The sequence below is a fragment of the Cryobacterium sp. PAMC25264 genome (assembly GCF_019443325.1).
In the GTDB taxonomy this organism is placed as follows: Bacteria; Actinomycetota; Actinomycetes; order Actinomycetales; family Microbacteriaceae; genus Cryobacterium.
Genome location: NZ_CP080383.1, coordinates 3339709 through 3360698 on the forward strand (window position 1 = coordinate 3339709; position 20990 = coordinate 3360698).

Below are 20990 nucleotides of genomic sequence, written 5' to 3' on the forward strand. Positions count from 1 at the left end.
CATCAGTCCACCAGCGCAGCCGTTGCCGCTGCGTTGCGGAAAGCGCATACGCTCCCGATACACCGCCAGTCATCAGCACCGGTCGGCAGCCGGTCACCCTCCGGCGTTGGTAGCGGTGGGCCCCGGGAACCGCACTGTCACGGTGAGTCCGCCAGAGGGGCGCGCCGCGATGTCGAGCCCCGCGTTGTGCACGTCGACCACCCGGGCGACGAGGGCGAGGCCGAGGCCGCTGCCCACCGGCGCACGGCCCGGCCCTGCCGAGCGCGTGCCGACGCGGGCGACCCCACGAACGAACGGCTCGGTGAGGCTGCCAAGCAGCTCGGCGGCCACGGCCGGGCCGGAGTTGCTCACCGTGAGCTGAACGGACCCGTCGGCCACGGTCTCGGTGCGTACCTCGAGCCAGCCGGGCGGCACCGTGTTGTGGCGGATGCCGTTGAGGATCAGGTTCGCCGTCACCTGCCGCACGAGCGTGCCGCTGCCGTCGAAGTCCCCCTCGCCGAGCTCGCTGCTCAGGGAGACACCGGCTTCGTCGGCCAACGGGCGGAGTTCCCTGATCACGTCGCCCGCGATCTCGGCCAGGTCGAGCGGGGTGCGGGTGATCGCGCGACCCTCGTCGATGGTCGCCAGGGCCAGCAGCGCCTCCACCACCTCGATGCCGCGCCGGTTCGTCTCGTCCAGCCGACGCAGCAGCTTGTCGATGTCGAGGCCGGTCGGGTCGGCCAGCGCGACATCGAGCATCGACCGTTCGATCGCGTAGGGGGTGCGCAGCTCGTGCGCGGCGTTCGCGGCGGACCGGCGCTGGTCGTCGAATGAGGCCTGCAGTCGGTCGAGCATCGAGTCGAACGTGTCGGCGAGTTCGTGGAACTCGTCCTGCGCGCCGCCCAGGTGCACCCGGTGGTCGAACGAGCCCGCGGCGACGCGCCGGGCGACCCCGTTGATCTGCTGAAGCGGGCGCAGCATCCGCCCGGCCAGGAACCAGCCGCCGCCGAACCCGATCACCAGGAGCACAATGAGCACCTGCCAGGTGCGCGGCCAGAGCGCGGCGAGCAGGTCGCTGCGACTGGGCACGAATGGGCCGCCGTTGTCGATGTTGCCGTCGGGCACGAAGCGGAGGATGTAGAACACCAGCGCCAAGAGTGCGATGCCCGCCACGAGCAGAAAGCCGGCGTAACTCAGGGTGAGTCGCAGCCGGGCGCTCACGAGTGTCCCTGAGCGGCATCCGCGGCGTCAAGCCGGTACCCGACACCGGCGACGGTGTGGATGAGCCAGGGGTCGCCGAGCCGTTTGCGCAGCGACGAGATGGTGATGCGCACCGCGTTCGTGAACGGGTCGGCGTTTTCGTCCCAGGCTCGTTCGAGCAGAGTTTCGGCGCTGATCACTCCGCCGCGGGCGGCCAGGAGAACCTCGAGCACGGCGAACTGCTTGCGGGTGAGGGCTACGTAGCGCCCGTCGCGGTAGACCTCCCGCCGAAGGGTGTCGAGTCTGAGCCCGGCGTACTCCTGTACCGGAGGCGCACCCTCGGCCGGGCGCCGGCCCAGGGCCCGCAGGCGCATGACGAGCTCCCGCAGTTCGAACGGCTTGGTGACGTAGTCGTCGGCGCCGATCTCGAAGCCGCGGATCTTCTCGTCGAGCAGGTCGGCCGCAGTCAGCATGAGGATGCGGCAGGGCAGCCCGGTCGTGATGATCCAGCGAGCGACGTCGTCGCCGTGGGTGCCGGGAATGTCCCGATCGAGGATGACGGCGTCGTACTCGTTCACGGCCAGGTACTCGAGCGCGGTGTCGCCGTCGCCGACGATGTCCGAGGCAATGGCCTCCAGTCGGAGACCGTCGCGGATCGCCTCGGCCAGATAGGGCTCGTCTTCGACGATCAGTACGCGCATCCCCTCATCGTAGGCAACGGAGGTTATCGTCCGCGTATGCGGGCGCGCCGGTTGAGGCTGGGACGGCGAGGCCGATGAGGTGCACGGCCCTACGACGCCTGAACGTCCAGCGCTACTACGGACTCGGCGAGGAACTCCATCCCTCCCGGCTCTCGCAGGTCGACGAAGAGTGGTACCGGTAGCGCCGCCGGCCGGCCGCCGTTCTAGCCGCTGCAGGAAACGGAAGTCGCCAGGGTCAGCCGCGGACGGCCGGAGCGGGAGATCCGGCGGCCTGCCACTCCTGCAGGGTGACGGGGCGGTTCATGCCGGGGCCGGCGTACCAGATCGTGGAGTTGCCGCGGTAGGAGTAGAAGGTGTCTCCGGGCATCCGCTGCACCGACCGGGGTGTGGGAAAGGCCTCCGCCTGCCATTCGGCGTAACCGAGCGGGCGGCCGGCGCCGGTCCTCAGGTCGAGCATACGGGCGAACTCGGGAGCCCAGCTCAGCTTGAGATAACCCTCGTTGCTTCGCTGCACCGGGGTGCGGAAGCCGGAAGCGGCCCACTCGTTGTAACTGAGCTTGTGGTTCACGCCGTCGGCGCCTTCCACGAAGATCTCCGCTGAGGTGCCCCACTGGTAGTAGTAGCTGTCCTTGATCCACCCGGCGGTGCGCGGGGCCGGTTGGCCTGCGGTGAGCCACTGCGGGAAGGACAGCGGCGTCCACATCCACGTGCTCTCGCCGCCGGGCCAGAACGTGACCGCGTACACGGTCGGCGACCACGGATACTTCACGAAGTCGGTCGACGCCGGTGTCGGCGTGCGAAGCCTGTAGACGTCGCGCCACTTGGCGAAGCTCAGGGGGACCGCCGTCTCGCTGCCGTCGGCGCCGGTCACGATCTCGAAGATCGTCGAGTCGTAGACGACTTTGGAGAGCGTGACAGCGTCGGCCGCCGCGGTGTCTCCAGCGGGGGCGGGCGGGGTCGCCGTGCGGTCGGCGGGGTAACCGGCGAAGATCTGCACCCAGAGGTTCTGGCTGGGGTCGTAGCCCACGCCGATGCGGGTGTAGCGGTCGTTCACGATGTTCGCGTAGTGGCCGGGGGATGCGATCCACCCCGCCGTCACCTGGCTGGCATCACGGTAGCCCTGGGCGATGTTCTCGCCGTTGGTGTCCCAGCCGGGCGTCAGGCGATCCGAGCGCCAGGTGTTGTCGCTATGCCTGTAGCCCGACACGGCCATCTCGTCGGCCCAGGCCTGAGCCACCCGGTTGAGTTCGTCGCTCTCGACGAGCGGGACGCCACCGTCGCGTGTGCGGGTCTCGTTGGTGAGCCGCACCACCGCGGACCGTTCGTCGGCGGGGGCCGCGTTCGCCGCTCCCGCTCCCCCAGCAAGAATCGACAGGGCAACAAGCACGGCGCCGAGCTTCAGCGTGAGTCTGGTGCGCATGATTCTCCCAGGGCTTCATGCCTGGACACCATCGCGGCACCGGGCCCCCGAGCTTGACACAGTACGGGTCGGCCACGCCAGGAAGCGGCGGGAACCGGGCTAGGTCGCGTTGACCACATCGACGCTGTCGACGGCGGCAGTCATCGACTCCAGGAATTCACGCACAAGGGCGGCGTCTTCGGGCCCGAGGGCTTTGACAGCGTCGATCATGCGCGCATGCATGCCACCGAGGGTCTGGCGCACCTCGTCCTCGGAACCGACTGTGGCGGTGACCATATTGCTGCGCCGGTTGGTCGGGTGCGGGGTGCGCTGCACGTGCCCGCTCTTCGTCAACCTGTCGAGCAAAGCGGTGACGGATGCGCTGGTCATGCCCAGATGATCGGCCAGAACCCGGCCGGAGACGATGCGCTGCTCGCTTTCGGCCTTGATGAGGAACCGGAGAGCCTGGAGATCTCTCGTGCCCATGTGCAGGGCATCCCGGGTGCGCACACTCATGGCCTGTTCTGCTGCGCGATACTCCAGCAGGGAGGCGATCACTTCGTCGGCGTGTGGCGTGATCACCGGTTCAGCTACGCCCTCCGATGGGGAGGGTACGTTTTCCATCCTGTCAGCCTATGGCTTGACGGGCCCGGACCGAGCTGGTGGGACCTCCGTGCCCACCTGGGCATCGATCTCGTCCACGGCCGCACGCATGCTCTTCAGGAAATCGATGACGACCTTCGCCTGCGCGGGGTTCAGTCGATTGGCCACCTCGACCATGCGTTCCGGCACGTCGCCGAGGGCGGCCTGCATCTCGGCATCCGTCGTGGCGGTCGGAATCAGAATGAGCGCACGACGATCGAACGGGCTGTGCTCCCGGCGTACCTGCCCGGAGCGCTCGAGACGGTCGAGCAGGGCTGTGGTGGACGCGCTCGTGATCCCCAGATACGCAGTCAGTTCCTTGGGGCCGATGGAGCGGCCCTGCTGCTTCGCGGTCACCAGATACCGCAGGGCGAGGAGGTCGTTCTCTCCCAAGCCCATGGAGCGCTGAGTCCGGCTGCGCATGGCAGACTCCGCCGCTCGATAGGTTCTCATCGCCTCGAGAACTGCCACACTTCGCTCGCGCTGGGCGTCGTCGGAGTACGAGTAATGCGTTGCCGCGTCCTGCACCGAATAAACCATCTATAAATACTAGGTCAACTAACAAGATCCTGGCTGAGCATCTCCCGGGTGAATCCGGGCCCCGCCGATAGTGGCGAAACAGGTGATTTGCGAAATGTTTTCCTTCGTGTACTTTATTACTAGGTAGACGAACTAATAGAACTCCTAGCTAAAGGCACTGTCATGACGATCCCCTTCACCCGGTCCCGCACGGATGCGCCGACCGTCGACATTGCCTGGTACAACCCCGAAATCAACCTGTGGGTCGCCGCGGCCAACGGTGAGCACGCGGGCATGGTCGAGTTCGTCGACGGGCACTTCACGGTGCGCAGCAGCACCGGTTCCATCATCGCGGAAGCAAGCAGCATCCCGGCCGCCCAGGCGGCCCTCGCTCGGCACATCGAGACCCCCACCGCTGTGGAGCCACGCCCCTTCAACAAGCGCGACCCGCGCCCCTTCTACCTGCGCCACGCGGCCTGACCCTCTTCTTTTCTTCCCCCCTTATCAGCACCACCCTTTCCCGCACCACCGCCACCAGTTCCCTCATCAGAAAGTAGACACACTCATGGGCTTTTTCGGATTCCTCCTCCTCGGCCTCCTCGCCGGAGCCATCGCCAAGCTCATCCTCCCCGGTAAGAACGGCGGCGGATGGCTGATCACCCTCGTGCTCGGCGTCGTCGGCGCACTGCTCGGCGGATTCCTCGGCAGCCTCCTCTTCAACGCTCCGCTGGAGGACTTCTTCTCCATCCAGACCTGGCTCCTGGCCATCGGTGGCTCGATCATCGTGCTCGTGATCTACGGCGCGCTCACCGGACGCCGCCGCTAGGCAGCACCCCGCAACCACGCACTGCACGACGCGGCACCGGCCCCACGGGGTCGGTGCCGCGTCAGTTAACCTGCACGCCCGCGCTGGCCACCGCACTGCCCCTGCCCGCTCCCCGGCACTGGAGCTGACCCGAGCCCGCTCACGGCACCCATTGCCGGTTGCCGTTTCCTGGTTACTATCGAGGGGCAGGTTGGGGCCATCGCCCGCCCCCGGCGAGCATCCTGAGCGGGAGAGCATAAGGAGCCCCCATGTCTCGCACCTATCTCGTCACCGGCGCCGCTTCCGGCATCGGCCAGGCCACCGCCGAACGCCTCCGCAGCCAGGGTGACCGCGTCATCGGCGCCGACCTCCACGACGCCGATATCCAGGTCGATCTGTCCACCGCGGCGGGCCGGGAGGAGCTCATCGCCCGGGCCGGCGAGCTGAGCGGCGGCACCCTCGACGGCGTCGCGGCGATCGCCGGTCTCGCCGCCCCTATCGCGGCCACCGTGGCGGTGAACTATTTCGGCGCCATCGGCACCCTCACGGGCGCCCGGCCGCTACTGGCCACCTCCTCGGCGCCGCGGGCGGTCGCCGTCTCCTCGATCTCCTCACTGCAGCCGGCCGATACCGTCCTGGTGGACCTGATGCTGGCCGGAGACGAACCCCGCGCCCTGGCGCGGGCCGAAGAGCTGGCCGCGGGCACGGATGCGCATCAGATCTACGCGTCCTCCAAGCAGGCCCTCTCCCGATGGCTGCGCCGCACGGCCCCGACAGCGAATTGGGCCGGCGCCAAAATAGCGCTGAACGCAGTGGGCCCCGGCGTGGTGATCACGCCGATGACCCGCGAGCTGATGGCGACCCCGGAGTCCGTCGCCGGCCTGCTGGAGATGGTGCCGATGCCGCTGAATGGTCCGGTGCAGCCGACCGAGGTCGCCGACCTGCTCTGCTGGCTGCTCAGCGAGGGCAACTCCCACGTGACCGGGCAGATCGTCTTCATCGACGGCGGCTATGACGCGATGACCCGCTCCGACACGGTCTGGTAACCGACCTTCGGGCGCATCCGGGACGCCCGTCGAAGGCTGGCCGGCGGGCCTCGGATGCAACCGGTTGACTCCAACCGGACACCGGACGTTCACGTCCAGGCAGTTCACTCGTGGGTGTCATGGAATTTCGTCACCTTGAAGCCTTTCGCGTCATCGCCGAGGAGTTGCACTTCGGTCGTGCGGCGCAGCGGCTCTTCCTCGCCCAACCCTCGGTGAGCCAGATGCTGCAGAAGCTGGAAGGCGATGTCGGCGTCCTTCTTGTGCATCGCAGCTCCCGGAGCGTGCAGCTGACCCCGGCCGGAACGGTGTTCCTGGCCGAGATCGACAGGGTCTTCACCGCAGCCGACCGGGCCGTGGCGCTGGCCCAACAAGCCGCGGGGCGGGGCGGGGCCCTGCGAATCGCCACCAATTACCCGGCCAGCCGGCTGCTGCTTCTGCCGCTTCTGGAAGACCTGCGCAAGCGCGAGCCCGACACCACCACAATCCTGCGGGAGATGGGCTCCCCCGCGCAGCTGCACGCTCTGGCCCGCGGCGACCTCGATCTGGGCCTGGTCTACGGGCCCATCACCGAGCCGGGGATCACGAGCAGGTACCTTCTCAGCGTGCCCGTTGTCGCGCTGGTGCGTAAGGGGCATCTGCTCGCCGGAACCGCTGAGGTCAGCTTCGAACAGATCGCCCGCTTTCCCTACCTGACCGGCATAGTGTCGGCCAGCCCGATTGTCGAGGGGTCGATTCTGGCGGCGGCGCGAGCCCAGGGTGTGCCGCTGCGGGCGGCCAACTCAAGCACCGATCACGCCAGCTATCAACTTGAGGTGGAAACCACCGACAGCATCGGCTTCAGCTCGCTGCCGCGAGCGGAACAGAGCAAAGCCAACGGGCTGCACATTCTGCGCCTTACCCCGGTCGAACCCGTCGTGGAGATCCACGTGGCGTGGAACCAACTGAATCGTGAAGCCTCGGTGAACTCTGTCATCGAGAGCCTCATCGAGCTTGCCGAGACGCTGCGTTTTGCCCAATAGTGCCCCCTTTCAGCGATTGTGCAGAGCAATCGAACGTTCGGATTCTGGTCGTTGATGCCCGTCGCCGCAGCAGACACGATGGTGCACGACCGGCCCTGAGATCCTGCGGCCGCCAACGAAAGTGACCCATGCAACTCACCCCACTCGGCGTCCTTGCGGGAATGCCCAGCTCCGGCCAGGGCAGCTCCGGCTACCTCGTGCAGACCTCCGCTTCATCGCTGCTACTGGATGCCGGACCCGGCACCGCACTCACGCTCAGCAGCCACCTCGATGACCGGCCGCTCGACGCGGTGTTCATCAGCCACCAGCACAGCGACCACATCTACGACCTGCTGCCACTGGGCAAGATGCTGCTCGGCCGGCGCCTGCACCGCGACGAGCGCACCGGCGAGCTCACGGTCAACGAGGCCGTCGCCGCCGTGCCGCTGTTCGTGCCGCGCGGCGCACTCGCGGCCCTGGTCACCTTGGCGCAGTTGTTCCCGGTGACGACGCATCCGCTGCTGGACCGCTCCTTCGACCTGGCGTTCGACGTGCACGAGTACGAGCCGGGCGAGACGCACACCGTCAACGACCTGGCGCTGCGTTTCGAGCTGCTGCAGCATGTCACGCCCAACTGCGGCATCCGCGTCGAGGCCGGCGACGACAGCCTCGTCTACACCGGCGACACCGGCGTCACGGATGCGCTGCCCGCCCTGGCCGAGGGCGCCGGCACCCTGCTCAGCGAGAGCACGCTGCGCGAAACCGACCGGAGCGGCCACGGCCACCTCACCGCTACCGAAGCCGCGGACGCCGCGCGCGCCGCCGGCGTGGCAGAGCTGGTGCTCACCCATTTCAGCAGCACCGACCCCGCCGACCACGCCTGGCACCGCGACCGGGCCGCCGGTATCTTCGCCGGTCCAGTTGCCATCGCCCAGCCCACCATTCCCCTCACCGTCGCCCCCACCCAGAAGAAGGTTTCCGCATGAACGTGTTCCGCCCGTCCCGCTCAGCGCCGTCGTTCTCAGCGCCGTCGTCACACCCAGCTCGTCGCCGGCTCGCCGCCCTCCTCGCGGTCGGCTCGGTGCTGACTGTCACCGGATGCGCCGCCGCCGCCGAGGCCGGCCCCGCCGAAGACGTCACCATCACCTTCAGTTCCTACAACTACGGCACCGCCGGTGCGGCCGGTGAGGGCACCCAGGCCCTGCTCGACGCGTTCGCCGACCAACACCCGAACATCACCGTGGTCCCCGAAGCCGTTCCGGTGGCGGATGTTCTCACCAAGACCAAGACCGCCGTGGCGGCAGGCATCGCGCCGGACGTGGTGCAGCTGGGCTATAGCAAGCTCGCCGAGGCGCTGGAGACCCTGCCGATCCAGTCGATCGAAGACATCGCCGGCGACGAGTGGACCGAACACGCCGAGGGCATCAACCAGGCCCTGATCGAGACCGGCGAACGCGACGGTACCGCGCATGCCCTGCCCTACACGGTGTCGATCCCCACGGTGTTCTATAACGCCGACCTCTTTCGGGCCGCCGGGCTCGACCCCGAATCGCCGCCCACAAGCATCGAGGAGGTAGCGGCGGCCGCCGAAGCCATCACCTCCACGGACCACTACGGTGTCTACTTCGGCGCCGTCGACACCGGCAAGTCCGACTACCTCACCCAGTCGGTCATCAACAGCGCCGGCGGTGCGATCGTGAACGCCGACGGCGACATCACCCTCGATTCCCGCGAGGCCATCGCGGGCCTCACCGCCGTGCAGGACCTCACCATGCAGGGCCTGCAGCCCGCCGTGGCCGTAGATGATGCGGTCGCCGCGTTCTCCTCCGGTGACCTGGGCATGCTCGTGATGACCACGGCGGTGCTCGGAAACATCAGTGCGGCAGCCGAGGGCAACTTCGAGCTGCGCACGAGCGGCTTCCCCACCTTCTCCGACGATCAGGAGGCCCGACCCACGCATTCCGGCGCGAGCCTCGTGGTCCTCAGCGACGACGCAGCCAAGCAGCAGGCCGCCTGGGAGTTCGTGAAGTTCCTCACCAGCAAGGAGGGCTACACGATGATCACCGAGAACATCGGCTACCTCCCCTTGCGCGCTGACCTCGCTGACGACCCCGAGTACCTGGCCGACTACTTCGCCGAGAACAAGCTGCTGGTGCCCGCCCTCGACCAGCTGGCCACCCTGGCGCCATACCTGTCCTTCCCCTCAAACAAGGCCAACCAGGCCACCGTGCTCTTCCAGGACAACGCGGTCTCACCCATCGTGTTGCGCGACGCCGACGTGAAGACAACGCTCACCGAGGTGGCCGACCGCATCCGCGATCTCGTCGGCGCTCCGTGACGGTAATGCTCTCTCCGGCCCCGGGAGCGGTCTCCGCCGCGCCCCGGGGCCGCGGGCCCCACCGCCCCAGCCCGCGAGCCGGCCGCGCCTGGCCGTACCTCACTCCGTTGCTGGTACTGCTGTTCGCCTGGGTGTACGGGCCGGCTCTGTTCACCGGCGTCCTGTCGTTCCTGGAGTGGAACCTCACGGGTGCTCCCGGCGGGTTCGTGGGCCTGGAGAACTACGCCCGCCTGCTGCGCGAGCCCGAGTTCGGGCGGGCGGCGGGCCAGACCATGCTCTACGCGGTGGCCCTCCTGCCGTTCTCCACCATCGTTCCGATGTTCCTGGCGATCATGCTGTGGCAGCGGCCCGGCCGGGCCAGCACCGTTTATCGTTCGTTGCTCTTCCTGCCCGTCATGGTCGCTCCGGTTGCGGTGGCGGTGTCCTGGCGATTCCTCCTCAATCCGCTGCAGGGCCTGGTCAACGAGGTCATCGGTGTCGTCGGTCTGCCGCCGATGAACTGGCTGGGCAACCCGGCGAGCGCCCTCATAGTGATCGTGCTGGTGACCGCGGCCAAGGTCACCGCGTTCAACATGCTGCTCTACAGCGCCGCCCTCTCTACGCTGGACCGGCGCACCCTGCAGGCCGCCCGGCTCGAATCCGCCAGCGCCTGGGAGACGACGCGGTTCATCGTGATTCCGCAGCTGCACAAGACCACGATTCTGCTGGGCCTACTCAGCATCGTTCTGGCCGGGCAATGGGTCTTCACCAATGTCTCGGTGCTCACCCAGGGCGGTCCAGACGGGGTCACCGACAACGTCTACTACCGCATCTACACCCTCGGGTTTGAATTCTTCGAGACCGGGATGGCGTCGGCCGCGGCAGCGATCGTGCTGCTGTTCTTCGCACTCGCCAGCCTCGGCTGGGTACTGCTGACTCGATCGAACCTGAGGAGATCCAGTGCCAACCGCTGACCGCGCGCGTACCGGCGCCTGGCATGTCGTGCTCATCGGGGTGATCCTGATCATGACCTTCCCGGTGCTCTGGGGCATCCTCACCTCGTTCAAACCGGCGAACGACATCCACTCCCTCTCCCCGTTCTCGGCCCACCCCACCCTCGACCACTACGTGCACGCGATCACGGCCTGGCCGGTGGGGCTGCTGCTCGGCAACACCTTCGTGATGGCGGCCGGTGTGGTGATCGGACAGGTTCTCATTGCCGTTCTCGGGGCGTTCGCCCTGGCCTACTTCGCACCCCGGTACCGCAATCTGGTGCTCACCCTGCTCACCATCTCGCTCGCCATCCCGCCGCAGGCGCTGATCATTCCGCAGTTCCTCATGACGGCCAAGCTCGGCTGGCTGAACACCGACGTGGGCCTGATCGTGCCGCAACTGGGCTCATCCGCCCTGGCCGTGCTCCTTCTCCTGCAGCACGTGGACGGGCTCCCCGGTTCGCTGCTGAACGCGGCCAAGCTCGACGGCGCCCGCCCTGTCGAGGTGCTGTGGAGCATCGTGCTGCCGGCGCTGCGCCCGGCGATCGCGGCGGTCAGCATCCTGGTGTTCATCACCACCTGGAACGAGTACCTCTGGCCGTTGCTCGTAGCACCCCGCCAGATCGATACCACCGTGCAGATCGGCCTGCGGCAGTTCGAGACCGCGGAAGGCACCAACTTCGGCGGTCTGCTCGCGGCCGCCACCCTCACCAGCCTGCCCATCCTCATCGTCTACCTCGTCGCGTCGCGGCGCATCACGGACGCCTTCCTCCAGTCGGGACTCAAATGACCCTCAGCACCCTCGCCGGCGACATTCAACTCGTCGGCCTCAGCAAAACCTACGGGAGTGCCACCGCGCTCGACGCCATCGACCTGCACATCCCCGCCGGCTCTCTCACCGTCATTGTCGGACCATCGGGGTGCGGCAAGTCCACCCTGCTGCGGGTGCTGTCCGGGCTGGAGACCGCGAGCACCGGCGACCTACTCCTCGGTGGCGTTGCCCTCACCGACCAACGCGCCGGTGACCGCGACGTGGCCATGGTCTTCCAGGACTACGCCCTGTACCCGCACATGTCTGTCGCCGCGAACCTGTCGTTCGGCCTCCGCCTGCAGGCCCGACATGACCGCCGCACCGGACCGTCCAAGGACGAGATCACCCGCCGCGTGTCGGATGTCGCCAGCCTGCTCGGGCTCGACGCCCTGCTTGAGCGCAAGCCGTCCCAGCTCAGCGGCGGGCAGCGGCAACGGGTGGCTCTGGGCCGGGCGATCATCCGCCGGCCCCAGGTGCTTCTTCTGGACGAACCGCTCTCTGCGCTCGATTCGCAGCTGCGCGCCAGTGCTCGGGCGGAGATCCTGCGGCTGCACCGCGAGATCGGCGCCACTCTGGTGCTTGTCACGCACGACCAGCATGAGGCCTTGTCCATGGCCACGCACCTCGTGGTGATTGACGCCGGCCGGGTGGCGCAGTCCGGTACGGCAGAAGAGCTGTTTCACCGGCCGGCGACGGAGTTCGTCGCGACCTTCGTCGGCTCCCCTGCCATGAATCTGCAGCCGGAGCAGAACGACGATGGCCGCGTCGGCTGGCGTGCCACCGATGCCGCCGTGCTTGGGGATGTGCGTCACTCGGCGTCGGTGACGGCATCCGGCGATCTGGTGGTCTCCGGAACCACCGAGCTCTGTGAATTCACCGGGGACGGCCAACAGGTGCTCGTGCGAAACGACGAGCGCAGCTTCACCATCACCCAGCTGGAGGGCGACTCCTGGCTCCGCCCGGGCGAACCCATGCACGCCATCATTCCCGCCTCCCGCCTGCACCACTTCGATTCGAACGGACGCCGTCGTAATGCCAGTTGACCTCTCCCCCTCCCTACCCGCTTCGACCACCCTCGACATCGTCTGGTGCGACTTCGGCGGCGTGCTCACCCCCCACCTCGACGGGGCCGTCGGGCACATCGTCGACGCCAGCGGCGTGGCCTGGAGCGTGCTGATGGATGCGGCGGCACACGTGGCGGAAGACCTCGGCGTCACCGGGCTTGGCCCGCTGGAGCTCGGCCTGATCAGCCAGGCGGAATGGGGCGCCCGCATGGAGGACGCGCTGCCGGCGGATGTGGCGAGCCTGGTAAACCTCGGCCGCTGGGACGAGTACTGGTACCGGAATCGCCCGGTGAACACCGAACTCCTCGCCGAACTGAACCGGCTGAGCGCCGCCGGCGTGCGCATCGGCATGCTCACCAACAGCGTCGCCGAGTGGGAACCGCACCGGGCGCGGATGCTGGCCGGCGTCGACGTCTTCGACGCCTTCGTGCGCTCGCACGAAATCGGGCTCGCCAAGCCCGAACCGCGGATCTTCGCGCACGCCGACCTCCAGCTGCACCCGGAAGGTGGTCGGGTGGTGCTCATCGACGACATCGTCGCGAACTGCGAGGCGGCAGACGCTCACGGCTGGACGGGCATTCACCATGTGTCGACGAAGGCCACCGTCGCCACCCTGCGCGCACTGATACCGATGGAGTGAAGCCGACGTAGTGAGGTCTGTGGTGACGACGGCCCCCATCGTGGGGCAGAATGGGCAGACGAGTTCCAATGGAGGACAGCATGAGCGGCGACACCCAGGACGAACCGATTCAGGACCAGCACAGCTTCACCGATGACGACATGGTGGCGGGTATTCTGGTGCAGCACGAGGCCGACTTGGCCGGCCACGACGAGGCCGAGGTTCTGGATGCGCTGCGCGAACGTCTCGCCGACGGCGGTCACGACATGACCAACGAGGTTCTCAGCGAGCACGCGCATCGCATTGCCGGGCTCACTCCGAACAAGTTCTCCCAGCAGTAACCCGCGCGTTCCCGTCTCGGTGCGAGGGCTTCCTCAGACGGCGCAGCCGGTGGCGATGTACAGCGCGCTCAGGGCGCCCCGCGCGGTGATGGCAACGTTCTGCGGGTAGTCACTGAGAACCGGAGGCCGGCGCAACCCGTCTTTCGGGCTCCAGCCCCAGACCGAGTGCCGACCGATGTCGAGCAGCATGGCCGCGGTCGCCTCAGAGACGGATGCCCACAGGTCGGTCACGACGAAGTACACCTTCCACGGCTTTCCGCGGGCCACAACCGCCTCCAACGTTGGGCACGGGCGGGCGCCCCTGAGCATCGTGTGGTGGTCTGTGCGGCATCGATCAGGGAAGTCGGGGTGGGTCGGTGGCGCCGGCCTATGTCGTTTCGCGGGCACGGGCGGTTGCCACCAAAAGCTGGGGCAGCGAGGGCACCCCGGCCGCACGGAAAACCTCGCGGCCGTCGGCATCACGGATGATGGTCGTCGGGGTGTGCTCGATGTTCAGCGACTCGGCACGTTGCGGGTCGCCGGCCACATCGAATTCGACCAGCGTCGACCCCGGTACGAGTTGGAGGATCCGGTTCAGGGCCATCCGTGTGGTGCGGCAGGCGCCGCAGAACGAGGTGGAGAACAACTCGAAGTGCACGGCTGGGTCCGCGGTGAGCGGGCGTGGAGCTGTGGGCATTGCGGGCTTCCTGCCGCAGCGAAATCGGCATCACCGCGGTACTGGATGCAACGCCTCGACACCTCGCCTATTCCGCCTCTCGGTCACTCCTCAGCGTGCCTCGGGCGGCCCGGCCGAGCGCCAGATCGAAGATCAACAGCCCGATGCCCGCGACCGTGACGGCAACCCCGGCCAGCGTGACCTCCACGAAGCGGTTGGACCGCAACTGGAACACCGCTGCCAGCAGGAAGCCCGTAAGAATCTGGGAACCGGCCTGGATGACGCGCACCTCCTGCAGCAACTCGTTCCAGTTGCGGTCCAACCGTTCGGTGACGGTTTCGTCGCGGCCGTCGTGGGCCGCGTCAGGCTCCTCCGGAAGCGGAGAAAGGGAATCGGTCATCGGTGAACCCCTTCCGAGGCGGCGCTTCGCGTTGGGGAGAATCGACCTAGCGTCACCCGATCGAATTCACCATACCCAGGGCCCGCACCAACGGCCCGGCCAGAATCTGGAGTTTTCATGCCCCAGATTTCGTCCACGGCGCGGTTTGTTGCCGGGTCGCGCATCCGCCACATTTTCGAGATCGCCGCCGACCTGCTCGACTTCGCCGCCCGGCACGACCTCTGGGTGCTCAGCGCCGTGGGCCGAGGAGTTTGTGCTCAACCCTCGGGGTGGCGGTGGCGCCCGGCTCGGCCTTCGGCGCCTGCGGGGAGGGCTGGATCAGGATCTGCGCCGCCGGCCAGCGGAAACCGCTGCTCACCGCGCTGTCCCGGCTGCCCGCCGTCTAGGCACCAGAGTGGACATCCGCCCCGAAAGCCGCCCCGTATGGCGGGCGATCAGACGGTCGGCACCACGTCGGCGCGGGTGCGTGCGAACACCGTCTTCAGCGACACCCGGCTGGTGTACTGGATCGACCCGTACCGGAAGAGCCGCACGGCCAGCTGGAGCACGAGCGCGGCGAGCAGGAACAGCTCGACGATGATCACTGCCGCCTCCCACCCGTTCAGGGTGCCGAACGCGTTCCGCAGCATCGCGGTGAGCGGCGCCGAATAGGGGAAGTAGGTGAACACCTGCACCACGAAGCTGTGCGGACTCGAGACGATCGAGGAGACCGCGTACAACGGCATGACCAGCAGGATGATCAGCACCGCGGACAGGCTGCCCGCGTCTTTGGCCGTGGGCATGATCGCCCCGATGGCCACCAGCGTGCCGGTGAACAGGGCGAACCCGCCGATGGCCAGCAACGCTCCCACGATCATCTGCACCGGGTCGAAGGTGAGCGCCGAGAAGTCCAGCTCCGGGATGTTGAGCGAGTCGCGGAAAAAGACGTAGGCGATGGCGACGGGCGCGAGGAACACGAGCACTTGGGTGAACCCCACGATGAAGAGCGAGATGATCTTGCCCGTGATCAGCGTGGTGGGGTTGAGGGTGGTGAGGATCATCTCGGTGACCCGATTCTCCTTCTCCTCCAGCGTGCTCGTGAGCATCTGGTTCGAGAGCAGAGTGAACACGAGGAAGAAGACCACCACGTAGATCAGCGGCGGGATCACGCCCATGAAACCGGCGGCCTTTTCACCGTCGGCGTATGTGGTGGCGTCCACCGAGACGTTGCCCCGGGCCAGCTCGGCCAACGCCGGATCCCCAATCTCGTTCTGTGCGCTCAGGACGAGCAGCTGCGTGGCCACGGCGTCGTAGGCGCCGTTGCCGAAGAGTCCCTTGTCGACGCCGGACACCTGCACAGCGGCGGTACTCGGGTCGGCCGGGTACACGAAGTGGGCGTCTTCGGTGCCCGCCTTCACGGCGGCGATCGCGGCCGCGTCATCCGTCACGGCCGTGCCGCCCATCTTCGACGCCACGGCCGGGTCGACATAGCCGGATGCGTCGCTGTAGGTGAACGTGATCGCGGCGTCGGCCTGGGCATCCACGGTGCTCGCGGCCGACGTATTGCCGATGATCATGAGGGCCATCACGATGGCGATACCGACCGGCACCAGCAGGGTGGTGATCCAGAACCGTCGTTTGCTGAGCGTGCGGCCGACCTCGAATCCGATGACCGTTTGGAGGTTGTGCCGGGCCATTAGCGTGCCGCCATTTCGTTCTGTTCGCCGTAGACGCTCACGAAGATCTCGTCCAGCGAGAGCTTGCTGGTGGCGAAGCTGCGCACCAGCACTCCGGCGTCGACCAGGTCGCGCAGGATCAGGGCTTCGTCGGTGCTGTCGGTGAGGGTGAGTTCGGCGTAGTTGCGGTCACGGGTGCTGACCTCGTAGTGCGCCGATGGCGGGATATCACCGGAGTAGCTCATCCGGATCATGGTTCCGCCGTACTGGTTCTGCACCTCGGGGATCGTGCCGTAGGCCTCCGCGCGCCCGTTCTTGAGCAGGATTACGCGGTCGCAGAGGCGCTCCACCTCCTCCATCTGGTGCGTGACCATGAGCACGGTGGCACCGTTACGTTTCTGTTCCTCGATGATGTCCATGAGCAGACGCCGGTTGACCGGATCGAACCCCTTGGTGGGTTCGTCGAGGATGAGCAGTTCGGGGTCGTTCATGATCGTGACGCCCAACTGCACCTTCTGCTGTTGCCCGCCCGAGAGCTTGTCGACCCGGGTCTTGGCCTTGTCGGCCAGACCGACCCGCTCGAGGTAGTCCATCGACCAGGCGGTCGCCGCCTTCTTGCTCAGGCCTTTGAGAGCGCCGAAGTACGCCATCACGGCGATCACGGACTCCTTCTTATACAGTCCGCGTTCCTCGGGGAGGTAGCCCAGTCGACTGCCGGCCTCCGGGGTGAACGGGCGGCCGTCGATGTGCAGCACCCCTGCACTGGGGAGATAGATTCCGAGCAGCGCACGCAGGGTGGTCGTCTTTCCCGACCCGTTGGAGCCGAGAAACCCGAACGTCTCGCCGCGGCGCACATCGAAGGAGAGGTCCTCGATGACAGTGGTGCTGGCGAAGTCCATCCGAAAATGCTCGATGTGAACAAGAGGCTCTTCATGAAGCGTCATGCCCACACCCTAACGCTGTGGTGGATGCGGCCGACACGAGCGTGCGAGCCAACGCTGGTGCGGTTTAGACTTCCGCACGTCAACCAGGAAGGGGAATCATGAGTGCTGAACCGATACCGTTCGAGGTGCACGAGTCCGGTGCGCTGTTCCACGGCACCAAGGCAGAGCTGGCGGTGGGTGACCTCCTGCAGCCGGGCCGGCAGTCGAATTTCGGCGTGGGGCGCATCGCGAATCACGTCTATGTGACCGGGACCCTGGATGCGGCGACCTGGGGCGCCGAACTGGCCGCCGGTGAGGGCCGCGGCCACATCTATATCGTCGAACCGCTCGGCGCCGTCGAAGACGACCCCAATGTGACCGACAAGAAGTTTCCCGGCAACCCGACGCGGTCCTACCGCACCCGCGAGCCCGTGAAGGTGATCGGCGAGCTCACGGACTGGGTGGGACACACACCCGCTCAGCTGCAGGCGATGCGGGACGGCCTCGCCGCGCTCGCGCGCAACGGCGGCGCGGTCATCTACGACTGACTCCCCGGACTAACCTGCAATGATCGCCATCCCTTCCACCGAGGAGTTCCAGATGCCTACCGAGAGCACTGTGCGAGCGCGGCTGCTCCTTCTGGAAGATGACCCGAAGCTCGGTCCCCTGATCTCCCAGGTGCTGTCGGAAACCTACGATGTCACCGCGGCGGTGGATGGTGCCGCCGGGCTCCGCGTGGGCCTGGAGGGCGAGTTCGAGGTCATGGTCATCGACCGGCGGTTACCGTCCTTGGATGGTCTTGCCGTGGTCGAGGCGCTCCGCGCTCACCGGATCACGACTCCGATTCTGCTGCTGACGGCCCTGGGCACCACGAGAGACAAGGTCGATGGACTCGACATCGGTGCGAACGACTACCTCGTGAAGCCGTTCGAGTTCGACGAACTCCTTGCCAGGCTCAGGGCTATCCGCCGGGTCTTCACGGGTGAGGGCCGCGCACTGCCGATAGGAGATTGGGAGTATTACCCCGACAGCCGTACCATTTACTCTCCCTACGATGATCGGGTGCTGCTGACAGCGAAAGAGAACGAGCTGCTCTCGCTTCTGGCCCAGGCACCGCAGCGCACGTTCACCCGCCAACAGATTCTCAACGTCGTATTCAACGCCGATGACACCGCCGGAACGGTGGATACCTACGTGCACTACCTGCGACGCAAGACCGATACCGGCATCGTGCTCACCGTGCGCGGCGAGGGTTATCGCCTCGGCCAACTATGACCAAGCCCGTCGACAGCGACGCCCTCGCCATCCGCCGTGCCTCGCGACTGGTCGGCACTCGCATTGCGCTGGCCTGCGCAGGGGTAGTGATCGCCGTCATCCTGGGGATGTTCCTCTACATCCTGTCGGAGATCTCTCCCGCCGAGCTGTTCGAGCCCGTGCCGGATACCGACAACCTCAGGGTCAGCGCCGTCAACCTGCTGCGCGCCGCCTCGGTTCTCGGGGCCGTCCTGATCTTCCTGGCCGGTGGGCTGAGCTGGCTGGTCACGCGTGGAGCAGTGCGGCCGCTCGGCGACGCCCTGCGCATCCAACGCTCCTTCGTCGCGGATGCCAGCCATGAGCTGCGCACACCGCTGGCCGTGCTCGATGCACGACTGCAGATTCTGCAGCGCACCCTGCCCGCCGGCGATCCATCTGCCGAGGTCGTCGCCGAACTTCGCGGCGACGCCGCCGACCTGATCCGGATTGTCAATGATCTACTCGAGTCGGCCGAGGCCGGCGGTGCGGCCGCCACCGCCGAGGTCGTTGAGATGACCGGCGCCGTCCGTGCCGCAGTGGAGTCGATGCGGCTCATTGCGGAGGCGAAGAACATCACTATCGCTCTGGATACCTCATCGGAGGCGGCCACACGCGTGCCCGCCACGAGTCTCACGCGCTGCGTCGTGGCCCTTCTCGACAACGCGCTGCGTTTCGCTCCTCCGGGATCGACCGTCTCGGTGACCGTGACGGCCACCAAGAAGACCGTGGCGCTCACCGTGCGCGATCAGGGTCAGGGCATCCAGGGCATCGACCCGGCCCGCATCTTCGATCGGTTCGCACACGCCGGGCCCGCCGTCGGTGGCGGCGGCGATACCCGCACGGGCTTCGGCATCGGCCTGTCCCTGGTGCGCGACATCGCGGTGCGGCACGGCGGCTCGGTCACCGTGGTCGAGAGCAGCGGCGCGGGCACCGCCATCCGGTTCGAGGTCCCCCGCGACACCCGGCCCCCGGCGGAATCGGCTGCGGCAGTCTGAGAGAAGTCTTAGACCCGGTGCGGTGGGCTGGGATTTCCCCAGCCCAGCAGAACCCCGTCGAAGGAGCACCGTCTCATGGCCTCATCCCGACCAGCCCCCGCGTCGCGCTCCAGGCACATGCTCAACAAGGTGCCAGAGGCAACCCTCGTCTTTTGGGTGATCAAGGTGCTCGCCACGACGGTAGGAGAGACGGCCGCCGATTTCCTGAACGCCGACCTCGGGCTGGGTCTCCTCCTGACGTCCCTGGTCATGGCGGTGCTGCTGTGTGCCGCGCTCGCGGTTCAGGTCCGGCTGCGCCGTTACCTCCCGGCCGTGTACTGGCTGGCCGTTGTGCTGATCAGTGTGGTGGGCACCCTCATCACCGACAACCTCACCGACAACCTCGGGGTGCCCCTCTGGCTCACCACGCTCGTGTTCGCCGTGGCTTTGGTGCTCACCTTCGCCGTGTGGGCGGCGTCGGAGAAGACGCTTTCCATTCACTCGATCGTCACGACCCGCCGGGAGGCTTTCTACTGGCTGGCCGTGCTGTTCACCTTCGCACTGGGTACCGCGGCGGGTGACCTCGTGGCGGAGGGACTGGGTCTCGGCTTCCTGGTGGCGCTGCTGGTCTTCGCCGGGATGATCGCCCTGGTCGCCGTCGCCTACCGTCTATTCCACCTCAACGCCGTCTTCGCCTTCTGGACCGCCTACGTGCTCACCCGGCCGCTCGGCGCCTCCCTGGGCGATCTGCTCTCCCAGCCCACCGCTGACGGAGGCCTAGGACTCGGTACCACGGCGACCAGCGCACTTTTCCTGGCGGTGATCCTCACTCTGGTGATCGTGCTCAGCCTGCGCGCGACCGATCCGGCCGAGCCGAAGGATGAAGCGGCATCGGTTCGATTCTCGGCGATTTCTTAGAACCGAGCGCGCAGACTCGGCACCATGCTTCTCACCGCCTTATCCGCTCCCGCCGTGCATGCTGCCGGCGTGCTCGATCCGCAGTCGATCATCGCCGGCGCCGGACTCTGGGGACTGGCCGTGGTGTGCGCCATCGTGTTTGTGGAGACCGGCCTGTTGGTCGGCTTCTTCCTTCCGGGCGACACTCTGCTGTTCTTCACCGGCGTGCTGGCGCTCAGCGGTGTCATCAGCCAGCCGCTGTGGGTCGTCATCCCTGCCATTGCCGTGTCGGCGGCGCTGGGCGATCAGGTGGGCTATCTCATCGGTCGCACGACCGGCCCCCGGATCTTCGATCGGCGCGAGTCCGGCCTGTTCAGTCGCCGTAGTGTCGCGAGGACCCAGGGTTTCTTCGATCGATTCGGTCCCGCGGCCGTCACGGTCGCCCGTTTCGTTCCCGTCGTGCGCACCTTCGCGCCCGTCGCCGCCGGTGTGGGGAGGATGCCGCGGCGCCTCTTCACGATCTTCAACGCCGTGGGCGCAATCCTGTGGTGCACGGCCATCGTGTTGCTCGGTTTCGGGCTGGCTCACATTCCCGGCGTCGCCGATTTCGCTGCCCGGTACATCGACCTGGTGCTCCTGGGGATTGTCGTGTTGTCCGTCGTCCCCCTGCTCATCCGGGCCGTGGCCAGTCGACGGCGCACGCCGGAAGCCAGTTCGGACACCGCCGGATAGCGCAAACGCGGACGAGTCACCCGAGAAC

26 protein-coding genes are annotated in these 20990 nt (G+C 67.2%); 16 read left to right on the top strand and 10 right to left on the bottom strand.

Features of this window, described 5'->3' with window-relative positions:
* Positions 1-93 precede the first annotated feature (93 nt).
* The 5 genes from KY500_RS15600 to KY500_RS15620 all read right to left on the bottom strand — a co-directional run bounded on the left by KY500_RS15600 (position 94) and on the right by KY500_RS15620 (position 4461).
* Positions 94-1200 carry a HAMP domain-containing sensor histidine kinase gene (locus tag KY500_RS15600; RefSeq protein WP_219901325.1) on the bottom strand — a complete coding sequence of 369 codons (1107 nt, stop codon included), beginning with the start codon at positions 1198-1200 and terminating at the stop codon, positions 94-96.
* On the bottom strand, positions 1197-1880 hold the full coding sequence (locus KY500_RS15605; protein WP_219901326.1) for a response regulator transcription factor: 684 nt from the start codon (positions 1878-1880) through the stop codon (positions 1197-1199). The genes KY500_RS15600 and KY500_RS15605 overlap by 4 nt, the downstream gene beginning before the upstream one ends.
* Before the next feature lie 235 nt (positions 1881-2115).
* Positions 2116-3300 (bottom strand): CAP domain-containing protein, encoded by a 1185-nt coding sequence (locus tag KY500_RS15610; RefSeq protein WP_219901327.1) that lies wholly within the window; start codon positions 3298-3300, stop codon positions 2116-2118.
* Positions 3301-3399: 99 nt separating this feature from the next.
* A complete protein-coding gene (locus tag KY500_RS15615; protein ID WP_219901328.1) occupies positions 3400-3903 on the bottom strand; it encodes a MarR family winged helix-turn-helix transcriptional regulator in 504 nt (167 codons plus the stop codon).
* A 9-nt stretch (positions 3904-3912) separates the two neighbouring features.
* Complete coding sequence (locus KY500_RS15620) at positions 3913-4461, bottom strand: MarR family winged helix-turn-helix transcriptional regulator (protein ID WP_219901329.1); 549 nt, start codon at positions 4459-4461, stop codon at positions 3913-3915.
* Positions 4462-4623: 162 nt separating this feature from the next.
* On the opposite strand from KY500_RS15620, the gene KY500_RS15625 reads away from it, so the two are divergent.
* The 11 genes from KY500_RS15625 to KY500_RS15675 all read left to right on the top strand — a co-directional run bounded on the left by KY500_RS15625 (position 4624) and on the right by KY500_RS15675 (position 13433).
* Positions 4624-4920: a hypothetical protein gene (locus KY500_RS15625; protein WP_219901330.1), complete on the top strand. Its 297-nt coding sequence runs from the start codon at positions 4624-4626 to the stop codon at positions 4918-4920.
* An 85-nt stretch (positions 4921-5005) separates the two neighbouring features.
* Entirely contained in the window at positions 5006-5266 is a 261-nt protein-coding gene (locus KY500_RS15630) for a GlsB/YeaQ/YmgE family stress response membrane protein (protein WP_219901331.1), read from the top strand.
* A gap of 248 nt (positions 5267-5514) precedes the next feature.
* Positions 5515-6291 carry an SDR family oxidoreductase gene (locus tag KY500_RS15635; protein ID WP_219901332.1) on the top strand — a complete coding sequence of 259 codons (777 nt, stop codon included), beginning with the start codon at positions 5515-5517 and terminating at the stop codon, positions 6289-6291.
* A 119-nt stretch (positions 6292-6410) separates the two neighbouring features.
* Positions 6411-7310: a LysR substrate-binding domain-containing protein gene (locus KY500_RS15640; protein WP_219901333.1), complete on the top strand. Its 900-nt coding sequence runs from the start codon at positions 6411-6413 to the stop codon at positions 7308-7310.
* Positions 7311-7438: 128 nt separating this feature from the next.
* On the top strand, positions 7439-8275 hold the full coding sequence (locus KY500_RS15645; protein ID WP_219901334.1) for an MBL fold metallo-hydrolase: 837 nt from the start codon (positions 7439-7441) through the stop codon (positions 8273-8275).
* The gene (locus KY500_RS15650; protein WP_219901335.1) at positions 8272-9627 is read left to right on the top strand and encodes an ABC transporter substrate-binding protein; all 1356 of its coding nucleotides are present in this window, start codon (positions 8272-8274) and stop codon (positions 9625-9627) included. Before KY500_RS15645 ends, KY500_RS15650 begins: the two co-directional genes overlap by 4 nt.
* Before the next feature lie 5 nt (positions 9628-9632).
* Complete coding sequence (locus KY500_RS15655) at positions 9633-10580, top strand: carbohydrate ABC transporter permease (RefSeq protein ID WP_219901336.1); 948 nt, start codon at positions 9633-9635, stop codon at positions 10578-10580.
* Positions 10567-11388, top strand: coding sequence for a carbohydrate ABC transporter permease (locus KY500_RS15660; RefSeq protein WP_219901337.1), 822 nt, complete (start codon positions 10567-10569; stop codon positions 11386-11388). The genes KY500_RS15655 and KY500_RS15660 overlap by 14 nt, the downstream gene beginning before the upstream one ends.
* A complete protein-coding gene (locus tag KY500_RS15665) occupies positions 11385-12452 on the top strand; it encodes an ABC transporter ATP-binding protein (RefSeq protein WP_219901338.1) in 1068 nt (355 codons plus the stop codon). Before KY500_RS15660 ends, KY500_RS15665 begins: the two co-directional genes overlap by 4 nt.
* The gene (locus KY500_RS15670; RefSeq protein WP_219901339.1) at positions 12442-13113 is read left to right on the top strand and encodes an HAD-IA family hydrolase; all 672 of its coding nucleotides are present in this window, start codon (positions 12442-12444) and stop codon (positions 13111-13113) included. The genes KY500_RS15665 and KY500_RS15670 overlap by 11 nt, the downstream gene beginning before the upstream one ends.
* 80 nt (positions 13114-13193) lie before the next feature.
* Positions 13194-13433, top strand: a complete 240-nt coding sequence (locus tag KY500_RS15675) for a hypothetical protein (protein WP_219901340.1) — start codon at positions 13194-13196, stop codon at positions 13431-13433.
* A gap of 33 nt (positions 13434-13466) precedes the next feature.
* Here the strand turns inward: KY500_RS15675 and KY500_RS15680 are convergent, their stop codons facing one another.
* The 5 genes from KY500_RS15680 to KY500_RS15700 form a co-directional block, all read right to left on the bottom strand.
* On the bottom strand, positions 13467-13700 hold the full coding sequence (locus KY500_RS15680) for a hypothetical protein (protein ID WP_219901341.1): 234 nt from the start codon (positions 13698-13700) through the stop codon (positions 13467-13469).
* A 100-nt stretch (positions 13701-13800) separates the two neighbouring features.
* Positions 13801-14109 (bottom strand): thioredoxin family protein, encoded by a 309-nt coding sequence (locus tag KY500_RS15685; protein ID WP_255579430.1) that lies wholly within the window; start codon positions 14107-14109, stop codon positions 13801-13803.
* Positions 14110-14176: 67 nt separating this feature from the next.
* Positions 14177-14488 carry a DUF6328 family protein gene (locus KY500_RS19830; protein ID WP_219901342.1) on the bottom strand — a complete coding sequence of 104 codons (312 nt, stop codon included), beginning with the start codon at positions 14486-14488 and terminating at the stop codon, positions 14177-14179.
* 434 nt (positions 14489-14922) lie between these two features.
* The gene (locus KY500_RS15695) at positions 14923-16164 is read right to left on the bottom strand and encodes an ABC transporter permease (RefSeq protein ID WP_219901343.1); all 1242 of its coding nucleotides are present in this window, start codon (positions 16162-16164) and stop codon (positions 14923-14925) included.
* Complete coding sequence (locus KY500_RS15700; protein ID WP_219901344.1) at positions 16164-17042, bottom strand: ABC transporter ATP-binding protein; 879 nt, start codon at positions 17040-17042, stop codon at positions 16164-16166. The genes KY500_RS15695 and KY500_RS15700 overlap by 1 nt, the downstream gene beginning before the upstream one ends.
* A 143-nt stretch (positions 17043-17185) precedes the next feature.
* On the opposite strand from KY500_RS15700, the gene arr reads away from it, so the two are divergent.
* The 5 genes from arr to KY500_RS15725 all read left to right on the top strand — a co-directional run bounded on the left by arr (position 17186) and on the right by KY500_RS15725 (position 20962).
* Positions 17186-17614 carry an NAD(+)--rifampin ADP-ribosyltransferase gene (gene arr, locus KY500_RS15705; RefSeq protein WP_219901345.1) on the top strand — a complete coding sequence of 143 codons (429 nt, stop codon included), beginning with the start codon at positions 17186-17188 and terminating at the stop codon, positions 17612-17614.
* Between the two features lie 52 nt (positions 17615-17666).
* Complete coding sequence (locus KY500_RS15710; RefSeq protein WP_219901346.1) at positions 17667-18341, top strand: response regulator transcription factor; 675 nt, start codon at positions 17667-17669, stop codon at positions 18339-18341.
* Positions 18338-19354, top strand: a complete 1017-nt coding sequence (locus KY500_RS15715; protein WP_219901347.1) for a HAMP domain-containing sensor histidine kinase — start codon at positions 18338-18340, stop codon at positions 19352-19354. Before KY500_RS15710 ends, KY500_RS15715 begins: the two co-directional genes overlap by 4 nt.
* A 75-nt stretch (positions 19355-19429) precedes the next feature.
* Positions 19430-20251 carry a hypothetical protein gene (locus KY500_RS15720; protein WP_255579431.1) on the top strand — a complete coding sequence of 274 codons (822 nt, stop codon included), beginning with the start codon at positions 19430-19432 and terminating at the stop codon, positions 20249-20251.
* Between the two features lie 24 nt (positions 20252-20275).
* On the top strand, positions 20276-20962 hold the full coding sequence (locus KY500_RS15725) for a DedA family protein (protein ID WP_219901348.1): 687 nt from the start codon (positions 20276-20278) through the stop codon (positions 20960-20962).
* Positions 20963-20990: the final 28 nt, after the last annotated feature.

What these genes read in the sequence shown, in the direction of transcription:
- KY500_RS15605 (WP_219901326.1), bottom strand. Translation starts at nt 1,880, where the DNA reads ATGCGCGTACTGATCGTCGAAGACGAGCCCTATCTGGCCGAGGCGATC.
- KY500_RS15610 (WP_219901327.1), bottom strand. Translation starts at nt 3,300, where the DNA reads ATGCGCACCAGACTCACGCTGAAGCTCGGCGCCGTGCTTGTTGCCCTG.
- KY500_RS15615 (WP_219901328.1), bottom strand. Translation starts at nt 3,903, where the DNA reads ATGGAAAACGTACCCTCCCCATCGGAGGGCGTAGCTGAACCGGTGATC.
- KY500_RS15620 (WP_219901329.1), bottom strand. Translation starts at nt 4,461, where the DNA reads ATGGTTTATTCGGTGCAGGACGCGGCAACGCATTACTCGTACTCCGAC.
- KY500_RS15625 (WP_219901330.1), top strand. Translation starts at nt 4,624, where the DNA reads ATGACGATCCCCTTCACCCGGTCCCGCACGGATGCGCCGACCGTCGAC.
- KY500_RS15630 (WP_219901331.1), top strand. Translation starts at nt 5,006, where the DNA reads ATGGGCTTTTTCGGATTCCTCCTCCTCGGCCTCCTCGCCGGAGCCATC.
- KY500_RS15635 (WP_219901332.1), top strand. Translation starts at nt 5,515, where the DNA reads ATGTCTCGCACCTATCTCGTCACCGGCGCCGCTTCCGGCATCGGCCAG.
- KY500_RS15640 (WP_219901333.1), top strand. Translation starts at nt 6,411, where the DNA reads ATGGAATTTCGTCACCTTGAAGCCTTTCGCGTCATCGCCGAGGAGTTG.
- KY500_RS15645 (WP_219901334.1), top strand. Translation starts at nt 7,439, where the DNA reads ATGCAACTCACCCCACTCGGCGTCCTTGCGGGAATGCCCAGCTCCGGC.
- KY500_RS15650 (WP_219901335.1), top strand. Translation starts at nt 8,272, where the DNA reads ATGAACGTGTTCCGCCCGTCCCGCTCAGCGCCGTCGTTCTCAGCGCCG.
- KY500_RS15655 (WP_219901336.1), top strand. Translation starts at nt 9,633, where the DNA reads ATGCTCTCTCCGGCCCCGGGAGCGGTCTCCGCCGCGCCCCGGGGCCGC.
- KY500_RS15665 (WP_219901338.1), top strand. Translation starts at nt 11,385, where the DNA reads ATGACCCTCAGCACCCTCGCCGGCGACATTCAACTCGTCGGCCTCAGC.
- KY500_RS15670 (WP_219901339.1), top strand. Translation starts at nt 12,442, where the DNA reads ATGCCAGTTGACCTCTCCCCCTCCCTACCCGCTTCGACCACCCTCGAC.
- KY500_RS15675 (WP_219901340.1), top strand. Translation starts at nt 13,194, where the DNA reads ATGAGCGGCGACACCCAGGACGAACCGATTCAGGACCAGCACAGCTTC.
- KY500_RS15685 (WP_255579430.1), bottom strand. Translation starts at nt 14,109, where the DNA reads ATGCCCACAGCTCCACGCCCGCTCACCGCGGACCCAGCCGTGCACTTC.
- KY500_RS19830 (WP_219901342.1), bottom strand. Translation starts at nt 14,488, where the DNA reads ATGACCGATTCCCTTTCTCCGCTTCCGGAGGAGCCTGACGCGGCCCAC.
- KY500_RS15695 (WP_219901343.1), bottom strand. Translation starts at nt 16,164, where the DNA reads ATGGCCCGGCACAACCTCCAAACGGTCATCGGATTCGAGGTCGGCCGC.
- KY500_RS15700 (WP_219901344.1), bottom strand. Translation starts at nt 17,042, where the DNA reads ATGGACTTCGCCAGCACCACTGTCATCGAGGACCTCTCCTTCGATGTG.
- arr (WP_219901345.1), top strand. Translation starts at nt 17,186, where the DNA reads ATGAGTGCTGAACCGATACCGTTCGAGGTGCACGAGTCCGGTGCGCTG.
- KY500_RS15710 (WP_219901346.1), top strand. Translation starts at nt 17,667, where the DNA reads ATGCCTACCGAGAGCACTGTGCGAGCGCGGCTGCTCCTTCTGGAAGAT.
- KY500_RS15715 (WP_219901347.1), top strand. Translation starts at nt 18,338, where the DNA reads ATGACCAAGCCCGTCGACAGCGACGCCCTCGCCATCCGCCGTGCCTCG.
- KY500_RS15720 (WP_255579431.1), top strand. Translation starts at nt 19,430, where the DNA reads ATGGCCTCATCCCGACCAGCCCCCGCGTCGCGCTCCAGGCACATGCTC.
- KY500_RS15725 (WP_219901348.1), top strand. Translation starts at nt 20,276, where the DNA reads ATGCTTCTCACCGCCTTATCCGCTCCCGCCGTGCATGCTGCCGGCGTG.